Source organism: Armatimonas sp. (assembly GCF_031410135.1).
Lineage (GTDB): Bacteria > Armatimonadota > Armatimonadia > Armatimonadales > Armatimonadaceae > Armatimonas.
On sequence record NZ_JANNYP010000863.1, the window covers coordinates 1 to 9,316 of the forward strand.

Annotated in this window: 10 protein-coding genes; 7 read left to right on the forward strand and 3 right to left on the reverse strand. The window is 58.1% G+C overall.

Annotation, left to right across the window (positions count from 1 at the left end):
* Window positions 1–18 precede the first annotated feature (18 nt).
* A complete protein-coding gene (locus tag RMO15_RS31010) occupies window positions 19–1,470 on the reverse strand; it encodes a menaquinone biosynthesis decarboxylase (protein WP_309722412.1) in 1,452 nt (483 codons plus the stop codon).
* A gap of 83 nt (window positions 1,471–1,553) precedes the next feature.
* Between RMO15_RS31010 and RMO15_RS31015 the strand changes: the two genes are divergently transcribed.
* The 6 genes from RMO15_RS31015 to RMO15_RS31040 all read left to right on the forward strand — a co-directional run bounded on the left by RMO15_RS31015 (window position 1,554) and on the right by RMO15_RS31040 (window position 6,656).
* The gene (locus tag RMO15_RS31015; RefSeq protein ID WP_309722415.1) at window positions 1,554–3,149 is read left to right on the forward strand and encodes an efflux RND transporter periplasmic adaptor subunit; all 1,596 of its coding nucleotides are present in this window, start codon (window positions 1,554–1,556) and stop codon (window positions 3,147–3,149) included.
* Window positions 3,149–4,387: an FtsX-like permease family protein gene (locus RMO15_RS31020; protein ID WP_309722417.1), complete on the forward strand. Its 1,239-nt coding sequence runs from the start codon at window positions 3,149–3,151 to the stop codon at window positions 4,385–4,387. Before RMO15_RS31015 ends, RMO15_RS31020 begins: the two co-directional genes overlap by 1 nt.
* Entirely contained in the window at window positions 4,380–5,069 is a 690-nt protein-coding gene (locus tag RMO15_RS31025) for a hypothetical protein (RefSeq protein WP_309722419.1), read from the forward strand. Before RMO15_RS31020 ends, RMO15_RS31025 begins: the two co-directional genes overlap by 8 nt.
* A gap of 89 nt (window positions 5,070–5,158) precedes the next feature.
* Window positions 5,159–5,512: a hypothetical protein gene (locus tag RMO15_RS31030; protein WP_309722422.1), complete on the forward strand. Its 354-nt coding sequence runs from the start codon at window positions 5,159–5,161 to the stop codon at window positions 5,510–5,512.
* Between the two features lie 15 nt (window positions 5,513–5,527).
* Window positions 5,528–5,938 carry a type II toxin-antitoxin system VapC family toxin gene (locus RMO15_RS31035; RefSeq protein ID WP_309722437.1) on the forward strand — a complete coding sequence of 137 codons (411 nt, stop codon included), beginning with the start codon at window positions 5,528–5,530 and terminating at the stop codon, window positions 5,936–5,938.
* A 1-nt stretch (window position 5,939) separates the two neighbouring features.
* On the forward strand, window positions 5,940–6,656 hold the full coding sequence (locus RMO15_RS31040; RefSeq protein WP_309722425.1) for an ABC transporter ATP-binding protein: 717 nt from the start codon (window positions 5,940–5,942) through the stop codon (window positions 6,654–6,656).
* Here RMO15_RS31040 and RMO15_RS31045 read toward each other — a convergent pair.
* Together RMO15_RS31045 and tnpA are read right to left on the reverse strand one after the other, a co-directional pair.
* Window positions 6,613–7,578 carry an RIO1 family regulatory kinase/ATPase gene (locus RMO15_RS31045; protein WP_309722428.1) on the reverse strand — a complete coding sequence of 322 codons (966 nt, stop codon included), beginning with the start codon at window positions 7,576–7,578 and terminating at the stop codon, window positions 6,613–6,615. The genes RMO15_RS31040 and RMO15_RS31045 overlap by 44 nt on opposite strands.
* 127 nt (window positions 7,579–7,705) lie before the next feature.
* Window positions 7,706–8,158 carry an IS200/IS605 family transposase gene (gene tnpA, locus RMO15_RS31050; RefSeq protein ID WP_309722432.1) on the reverse strand — a complete coding sequence of 151 codons (453 nt, stop codon included), beginning with the start codon at window positions 8,156–8,158 and terminating at the stop codon, window positions 7,706–7,708.
* Window positions 8,159–8,324: 166 nt separating this feature from the next.
* On the opposite strand from tnpA, the gene RMO15_RS31055 reads away from it, so the two are divergent.
* Window positions 8,325–9,316 (forward strand): ADP-ribosylglycohydrolase family protein (locus RMO15_RS31055; RefSeq protein WP_309722434.1); only part of this gene is annotated, 992 nt, incomplete at its 3' end.

The following is a 9,316-nucleotide window of genomic DNA, read 5'->3' on the forward strand; positions in this document are numbered from 1 at the left end:
GACGCTCACAGCGAACTTCTAGAGTCCGAGCTGGCTCCAGAGGGTATCCACCCGCTTCTTGACACTCGCATCCATCTCGATGACGGGCGGCCAGGGACGGGTGAAGCCCTCTTCGGGGAGCTTTTGTGTGGCGTCAATGCCCATCTTGGAACCAAAGCCCATCTGGCGGCTGGCGTGGTCTAAGACATCAATCGGGCCTCGGGTGAAGAGCGTGTCGCGCTCGGGGTCAATGTTGTTGGTGGTCACCCAGAGCACCTCTTTGAGGTTCTGCACATCCACCCACTCATCCACGACGATAATCACTTTGGTGAACATCATCTGCCCCAGCCCCCAGATCGCGTTCATCACTTTCTGTGCCTGGCCGGGGTAGCGCTTCTTGATCTTAATGATGCAAAGATTATGAAAACATGCCTCGGCGGGAAGATTGTAGTCAATGATCTCCGGCACAAAGAGGCGCACCAAGGGCAGGAAGAGCCGCTCGGTGGCCTTGCCTAGCCACTCGTCCTCAATCGGCGGGCGGCCCACAATGGTGGTCGGGTAGACGGGGTTCTTGCGGTGCGTGATTGCCGTGACATGAAAGACCGGGTACTCGTCTTCGAGCGTATAGAACCCCGTGTGGTCACCAAAAGGCCCCTCGGTGCGGCGCTCGTTTGCGGGGACGTAGCCCTCTAAGATAATCTCAGCATCGGCGGGGACTTCGATGTCCTGCGTCTTGCACTTCACCAGCTCCACCGGCTTCTTGCGCAGAAACCCCGCGAAGACCATCTCATCAATCATGTCGGGCAGCGGCGCGGTGGCGGCGTAGGTTAGCGCGGGATCGCCGCCCAGCGCAACCGCGACGGGAATATTGCGGCCCTGCGCCTCGTACTCGCCGTGGTGGCGGTTGCCGACTTTATGGCGCTGCCAGTGCATCCCGCAGGTGGTCTCGTCGTAGACCTGCACGCGATACATCCCCACGTTGCGCTTGCCGTCCACGCTCTTGGTGAAGACCAGCGGCAGGGTGATAAAGCGCCCGCCGTCCAGCGGCCAGCACTTGAGGATCGGTAGCTCCGAGAGCTTGATCTGGTCGCCAGTTTTCACCACTTCCTGACACTGCCCATGGCTCACCATGCGCGGCGCGGTGTTCTTGGCCAGCTCCCCAATCTGCGGCAGGAGCACCGCTTTTGCCATCAGGCCACTGGGCATGCTGCTCGGGAGCTTGGTCCACTCCTCGATCTCTTTGGCAATCTCCTCAATGTCCCCAACACCCAGCGCCATGCTCATGCGCTTTCTCGTGGCAAAAACCCCGATAACGAGAGGGATATTACTGCCTTTTGGGTTCTCAAAGAGCAGTGCTGGGCCACCTGAGCGCACCACCCGGTCGGCGATCTCGGTGATCTCCAGCACCGGGTCAACGGGCGTCTTGATCCGTTTCAGCTCGCCCTCTTTTTCTAGTTTTTCCAGGAACTCCCGAAACCCTGCATAGGCCATGGTGATACTACTCCGTGCTATTTTTCACAAAGTATAACCCATAAACGCTTGCTCCGGTTCCCGGCAGGTACAATACGAGTACTATGCCAAAGATTCCGCAGCTCATTGCTGGCCTTGTCGTGCTCGGTGCCGCGGGTGGCGGCTTCTCCTACTGGCGCTCTCGTCCCCCGAAGATCGAGGTAGTGCTGCCGCAAACCCGCACCGTGACCGAGAGTATCGCCGCCACGGGGCAGCTTCGCAGTGAGCTGGAGACTAGCGTGGGCGCACGGATCAGCGGACGCGTGGCAAGTGTGCTAGTGCGTGAGGGAGATAAAGTTCGCACCGGGCAGCTCCTGGCCCGCCTAGATGACGAAGTGTTGCGCTCTCAGCTCGCACAGGCAAGAGATGCGGTTCTGACAGCGCGGGCATCGCTGGCCCAGAGCGACGATGCGGTGCGCACCGCCCAGGCACAAGTCGCCGTTGCCGCCCGCGGCCCCCTCGCTTCCGATATCACGCGCCTCAAGGCCGACACAAATCAGGCCAGTGCTGTGGCGGAGGCAAGGCTCGCCGGGGCTAGGCAGAAGCTCATCGCCTCACAGCGGCGGCTAGTGGAGCTTAAAAAAGGGCCACGTGAAGAAGAGATAGACGCCACCGAGGCACAGGTTCAGCAGGCAGAGGCGAGCAAAGCACAGGCGGATCGGGATCGGAACCGGCAGACCCAGCTCGCCAAGGAGGGTGCCGTGGCTCAAGCGACGGCAGATCTTGCGGAGACGAACTTCTGGGTGGCGAAACGGACGCTGGAGAACGCTCAGGCACGCTTGCGGCAGCTCAAGGCGGGCACCCGTTCCGAGCAGCTGGAGCAGGCCGAGGCCGATGTGCGTACAGCGGAGTCCGAAGTCCGGGCGGCGGAGGCCACACTTGCAGGAGCAAAGGCATCGGGGAAAGCGCAGCTCACCAGCCTGCTGGCAAGCCCACGGATCGAGGATGTGACGGTCACACGTAATCGTGTCAGTGAGTCCGAGCGTGCTCGCGAGGTCGCTCGTGCACGCCTGACAGAGGCGGAGCGTGCGCTGGAGGTGGCCACCAAGCGTCTCGACGATGTGTTGGTCACTGCGCCCTTTGAGGGAACCATCACCCAGATCGTCACGGAGGCAGGAGGAGTCACCGGCCCCAATGCGGCGCTTGTACGGCTCGTGCGAACCTCGGTGCCGGAGATTCGGATTGACCTGGATGAAGTAAACCTAGGCAAGCTCCAGACCGGGCAAGAAGCTCTGGTATCATCGAATGCCTACCCTGGCAAGACCTTCAACGCCAAGATCCGTGAGCTGGGTGCCCAAGTGGACACGGAGCGAGGAACCGTCGAGGTGCGCCTGACTCCCGTTAATCCTCCGAAATGGCTCCGCCCCGGCCAGACCCTCTCCGTCAATATCAAGCTCGGGGAGCCCACCCAGCGCCTGGTAGTCCCGCTCACCGCCGTCACGACGATAGGCGGCATCTCGACGATCTTTGTTGCCGAGAGCGGCGCGGTGAAGAAAAAAGTCATCACGGTCGGCCCGCCCGGCCCCGATGGCGTCCCTGTGATCGAAGGGATCGAAGCCACCACGCAGGTCATTCTCACCCCTGTGGGCCGCAAACCCGACGATCCAATTGACCCGGTGATCGTCAAGCCCTCTCCCAGCCCCGGAACAAAGACAAAGTAATGCGATTTGAAAGCAAGCTGGCGTGGCGGCACTTGGTGTCCGGCGGGGGGCAGACGGTGCTGACGGTCTTTGCGGTTGCCATTGCGGTGACGGTGATTATCTTTATCCAGACCCTGATTACCGGAGTCCAGAGGCGCTTTATCGGGGATCTGGTGGGCTCCCTGCCGCACGTGACGGTGAAAGCGCCCGATCCGCTCCCCAAGACCCTCGCGGAGGTGACGCAGCAGCGCGACGGCGAGCTCCTCGCGACCAATCAGCAGAAGTCCGTGCAGCAGCGCACCGATCTGGAGCAATGGCAGAAGCTCGAAGTGCAGCTCTCACAGTTCCCCCATGTCACGACGGTCGCACCAGCGGTTCGTGGGAGTGCGTTTCTGATTCGCGGCGAGAAGCGCTTCGCCATCACGATCTCGGGGGCGGAGCCTGCCAAGCAGGAGCGTATTAGCTTCCTCCAGAAAGACCTCATTGCCGGGCGCTGGCTGGATCTGCGGCCGAGCGAGATCGTGATCGGGATTCGGCTGGCCGAGGATGCGGGTGTGCGGCTGGGGGATCGGGTAAGGGTTCAGTCGGCGCAGGGTGTGACAGAGAACTACACTATCGCGGGCCTTATCTACACCGGCAACAATGCCACCGACCTTGGGCAGGGCTTTATCACCCTCCGTGATGCCCAGAGCCTCTTTCGCACCGGCCAGAATATCAGCTCAATCTTGCTCAAGCTAGACGATGCCTTTATCGCCGATGCCGTTGCCGATCAGATCAATGCCAGCCTGCCGTATAAAACCGAGTCTTGGATGAAAGACTCTGCATTTATCCTCAATGCCATTCGCTCACAGAACCAGTCGCGGGACATGATCTGCGGCTTTGTGCTGCTCGCCAGCTCGTTTGCGATTGCATCAGTCTTGATTGTCTCGGTGATTCAGAAACAAAAGCAGATCGGGATCTTAAAGAGCATGGGCGCTAGAGACAAGCAGATTCTCACGGTCTTCACCCTAGAGGGCCTGGGTGTTGCGCTGGCCGGGGCACTCGTCGGCTGTGTCTGGGGCTACGGCATCCTGCGACTCTTAGAGAACATCCCACAGGCCGCACGCTTTGGCAAGGTGGACAAGCTCTTCAACATCATCTACGACCCCGTGATCTTCGGCGGAGCCGCCGGAGCCGCCATCACCGCCACCCTCATCGCCGCCATTCTCCCCGCCAACCGCGCCTCCAAGCTCAACCCCGTCGAGGTGATCCGTGGATAGCCACCTCACCATTGAGGAGCTTCTGCCCCCGCACTTTGTAGCTCCGCCTGTCCTTGCCCCTCTAACCGTTCTGCGGCAAGTCGCGCTACTCTTAGGGGAGCGCACCCGTGGAGCGGTTGTCGGTGAGGTGATCCTGGAGGCAAAACAAGACCAAGGGAGCGTCCCCGCCGCCGTTTTTATGCTTTGTGCCCCCGCCCTGGCAGACTACCGCTTCCCCCTCTTTCAGATTGAGGTGGGTGCGCGTGCCTATCCCGTCCGCCTGAAGAGTCGCGTCTTTGCGGAGCTAAGTGGCGACCCTTATCTCGACGACTCCGATCGAGTCTTTTTGTACTGCATTCAAGCTACCGGAGGTCAGCCACTGAGCTGTGATTGTCGCAGTGAGGCCGATTTCTTCCGCCTACTACGAACTCTTTTCTATAGCAAGATCACAGAGCGCTTGATTGGTAATCTTATTGCTCAGAGCACAACCATTCTTGATCTAAACCAAACATCATTAGATAAAATCTTGCCCGTGATTGATACTACAGAACCGACGACCGATACTACAGAACCGACGACCGATACTACAGAACCGACGACCGATACTACAGAACCGACGACCGATACTACAGAACCGACGACCGATACTAACAAAGTGAGTTCATCCCCAAGAAAGCGGCGCATAAAAGCGAACGAAAAGTAGACCAACATCATGAGTCAATCTATTGTGCAGACAATTGCGTTGCGCAAGACCTCCAACCTAGAGACGCTTGAAAGCGGTATAATTTCCCCATGTCTGTGATGCTGGAACTACCCCAAGAAGTGGAAGCGGCCCTCGCTGCGCGGGCTGAGCGTGAGGGCGTTGCCGTGCCACAGCTCATCAACCAGCTTCTCCAGCAAGGGCTGGCTGTCTATGATGGAGATGGCGATCCGGATGGCAACCCTTTAGTCCTTGCACGAGCTGTCTCGCAGATTCGTAACCGTAGCCAGGCGGAGCACGACGAAAACCAGCGGCGTGTTCTCGCCGAAGCCCGGCAAGCATGCCCTGTCCCTCATGGGAAGTCACTCACGGATATAGTTGTCGGAAAGTGGCCTGGCACAGAGACAGATCAGGAAATCTCACAGATTCTTGAGGAGCTTTCCTAATTGCCACTCTATCTTTTGGACACCAATATATTTGTTCATGCGATTCGCAGTAGTCCAACCTGGCTCAATAAAGTTGTCTCTCTCTATGACCCCATGAATGCAATACCACGCTGTGTCTATAGCATCGTAACAGAAGGCGAGATTGGCTCACTTGCTATCCAACTTTCGTGGGGTACATATAAAGTGCAACAAATGAGTACTCTTCTAAGTTACTTCGCTCGCCTTGATATTCACGACCCTGCCATTCTTAGTGACTATGCAACCATAGATGCTTATACAAAATCCAATGGCTATACTCTCGGTAAAAATGATCTCTGGATCGCGGCAACGGCATCTGTCACAGGTGCGATTCTCCTCACAACGGACAAAGACTTCGATCCACTCAATGGTTTATTTTTGAATCGAGTCTGGATTGATCCGACCTAAGATGAGCGAGAAACCTATCGTGCAGGCAATTAACTTGCGCAAGACCTACAACCCTGGTACGGACAAGGCCGTCGAGGTGCTACATGGAGTGGACATGCAGGCGTTTGCCGGGGAATTTGTGGCACTAGTGGGCCAGTCGGGGTCGGGGAAGTCTACGCTGCTCAATATTTTAGGAGCGCTCGACACGCCCACGAGCGGGCAGGTGCTCATTGACGGAGTGGACATCGCAAGGCTCAGCTCCGATGGGCTAGCCAGTCTGCGTGGCACGAAGATCGGGTTTGTTTTTCAGTTCCACCATCTCTTAGACGAGTTCTCCTGCCTGGAAAATGCTCTGATCCCCGTGTCTATCCGCAAGGGTGCGCCCGACAAAGACGATCTCGCCTACGCCAAGCGCCTGCTCATCCGGGTGGGGCTAGAGAGCCAGCTCAGCAAGCGCCCCAGCCAGATGTCAGGCGGACAGCAGCAGCGCAACGCGATTGTGCGGGCGCTGTGCAACAAGCCCAAGCTGGTGCTTGCCGATGAGCCCACGGGTAACTTAGACTCGCACTCGGGCCAAGAGGTCTTTACCCTGATGCGCGAGATCGCTAAAGAGACTGGGGTCGCATTTCTGATGGTCACCCACGATGATCGGCTTGCCGCTGCCGCCGACCGTATCTTGCGCATCGAGGACGGGATTATGACCGAAGTTCCCGCGCCAAGCTCTCGGGATCGCAGCTGACCCCGCAGCGCTGGAAATAGTCGCAGAGACGGGTCAGATCGCGCAGGAAGATCGCCTCGGCGTTCTCGTTCTGGTCGAAGCGCACCACTTGCGGCAGGTCAATAATGGTGGGCCTCTCGCCGTCGTAGAGCACGTTATAGGCGGAGAGATCCCCGTGCACCATGCCCATTCCCACCAGCACCCTCAGGCTCTCCTTGAGCTGCCCAAAGACCTTCGTCGCTTCCGCTTTGGGTAAGACGATCTCGATGAGCGTCGCTGCTGCACGGGTCTCATCGCCCACAAAGCCCATTAAAATCGCATTCTCTGCCACCGCATAGGGCTCCGGGACAGCACAGCCTGCGGCAAAAAGCTTCTGTAGCGTGGTGTACTCATAAAGGAGCCAGCTAGAGTGCTGGACTTGCGCCCCAAACTCAGTCTTCTTTCCCAGAGCCCGCATCAGGCGCGTGTCGGTAGCCTTCGCAGCGCGGCCATCATCGGTGAGCACAGCGCGGCCCTGGCGGTACATCGCATCGTTGCGTAGGTTGCGAAACTGGCGAGGGCGGTAGACTTTGGCGGCCACGCGCTCTCCCCCCAAGGCTTCCTGCGCATCGGGGTGGACATGGCAGCAGTAGACACTGGCCTCCTTGCCGCCTTTTACTTGGAAGAAAATGTCATCAATGAGCTTCTGGTCGTCGAAGAACGGCTTGAGCGACGAATAGAGCCAAGTCGCTTCGTGACGACTGGGCTTGTAGATCGTCTCAAAGAGCACATTCTCATCGTCCTCAGCCAGCACCGGCATTGCCTGCGCCTTCCTCTTAGCCACTTTGGCCTGCACTCGTGTGTCATGAAAGCGCTCAAAAGGACCGCCTGGAGCATAGTCGTCATCAAGCTCAGGATCATACACAAAGCTTAAGTCATCGTCGTCAGAGTTGTCGTCGGGCATCGCTTACTCTATCGCCTCGGGCAGAAGAAACGCTAAAGAGGCCCTTGCCGCTCCTACCGCCCCGTGAACGGAGCGTGACGTGGCCTTCGGCCAGAAAGCCCGTGCCAGGCTGGGAATTGCGTTTGAATTACGTTTGTGGGGTTTCGTCTTCAGGGACAGTTTCCCAGTCATGCTTGAGGGAAAGATCGGCATGGTGGGTCTTCTGCTCTTGAACATAGGCAATCGCCCTATTACGGTGGTGAGGGCTCATCGAGAATGCAGCATAGCCATTGCCCCAGCGAAAGTGCCCCAGGGGAGAAGTCTCCTGATTAAGAACATGCGAGCTTACTCCCTTTATCTGGTTCATGAGCTTGGCAAGCGAGAGGGATGAGGGAAGAAGCACCACAAGATGGACATGATCGGGCATTCCATTGAGCGCCAGCACAGTGGCTCCCAGCTTTTGGGCTTCCGCCGTGATGCAACGGTACGCACAGCGCTCCCTTGTTGGGGTAAGGAGTGGCTGGCGTTTCCAGGTTGCCCAGATAATGTGCAGAGAGATAACCACAAGGTTGCGTCGTGAGGGAGGAGAGACTTCTTTCATTTCATCTCTAGAACGGCGGAACAAGCCCTATTCTGATAAACCGACCAAAATATTTTTTCCAGCCCGGCACGGGCTTTCTGGCCGAAGGCCATGTCACGCCCCGTTCACGGGGCGGCAAGGGCAGCACCACACCTCATAGTGCGACGGAATAGGGTAGAATTTATGCATGTCATCTCTACCCACCGACTACGAGGAGCGCGTCTATGCAGGCGTGCTGGGAAAAATCATCGGCGTTTATCTGGGTCGTCCTTTTGAGGGCTGGTCTAATGCAAAGATCGAAAAAGAGCTGGGCGAGGTCTGGTACTACGTCCACGATAAGCTCGGCAAGCCGTTGATCGTCACCGATGACGATATTTCGGGGACATTTGCCTTCCCGCGTGCTTTCCCAGATTTTAACAATGCCTACGACATCACGCCCGAGCAGATCGGCAAGACTTGGCTGAACTATCTCATCGAGAAACGCACCGTTCTGTGGTGGGGTGGCATGGGAGTGAGCACCGAGCACACCGCCTATCTGCGCCTCAAGCACGGGGTAGTGCCCCCTGCCTCAGGGAGTGCGGCGATGAACGGTCAAGTTGTCTCGGAGCAGATCGGGGCACAGATTTTTATTGATGGCTGGGCGATGCTCTGCCCAGGCGATCCCGATAAAGCGGCGGGACTGGCACAAAAAGCCGCCAGTGTCTCCCATGACGGTGAGGCAATCTACGGGGCGCAGGTCATTGCAGCCATGGAAGCACTGGCCTTCACCGAGAGCAATCTAGGGCGCTTACTGGACCAAGCCATTACCTACATTCCTCGTGCCTCGGTAATCTGGCAGCTCATCGCCGATATTCGTGGCTGGCACGCCGACGAGCCACGCGACTGGCGCTCGACCCTACGCAAGATTGAAGAGAAATACGGCTACGATACGTTCGGGGGCGGCTGCCACATGGTGCCCAACCACGCGGTGGTTATTCTTGCGCTACTCTACGGTGACGATGACTTCCAGAAATCCCTGATGATTGCCAACACGGCAGGCTGGGACACAGACTGTAACAGCGGCAATGTCGGCTGCTTGATGGGAATTAAAAACGGGCTCGCGGGTATTGACCGAGGCGCGGACCTGCGCACGCCGGTTGCGGATCGGCTCTATATCCCCACCGCCGACGGAGGCCGCGC

What these genes read in the sequence shown, in the direction of transcription:
- RMO15_RS31010 (WP_309722412.1), bottom strand. Translation starts at nt 1,470, where the DNA reads ATGGCCTATGCAGGGTTTCGGGAGTTCCTGGAAAAACTAGAAAAAGAG.
- RMO15_RS31015 (WP_309722415.1), top strand. Translation starts at nt 1,554, where the DNA reads ATGCCAAAGATTCCGCAGCTCATTGCTGGCCTTGTCGTGCTCGGTGCC.
- RMO15_RS31020 (WP_309722417.1), top strand. Translation starts at nt 3,149, where the DNA reads ATGCGATTTGAAAGCAAGCTGGCGTGGCGGCACTTGGTGTCCGGCGGG.
- RMO15_RS31030 (WP_309722422.1), top strand. Translation starts at nt 5,159, where the DNA reads ATGTCTGTGATGCTGGAACTACCCCAAGAAGTGGAAGCGGCCCTCGCT.
- RMO15_RS31040 (WP_309722425.1), top strand. Translation starts at nt 5,940, where the DNA reads ATGAGCGAGAAACCTATCGTGCAGGCAATTAACTTGCGCAAGACCTAC.
- RMO15_RS31045 (WP_309722428.1), bottom strand. Translation starts at nt 7,578, where the DNA reads ATGCCCGACGACAACTCTGACGACGATGACTTAAGCTTTGTGTATGAT.
- tnpA (WP_309722432.1), bottom strand. Translation starts at nt 8,158, where the DNA reads ATGAAAGAAGTCTCTCCTCCCTCACGACGCAACCTTGTGGTTATCTCT.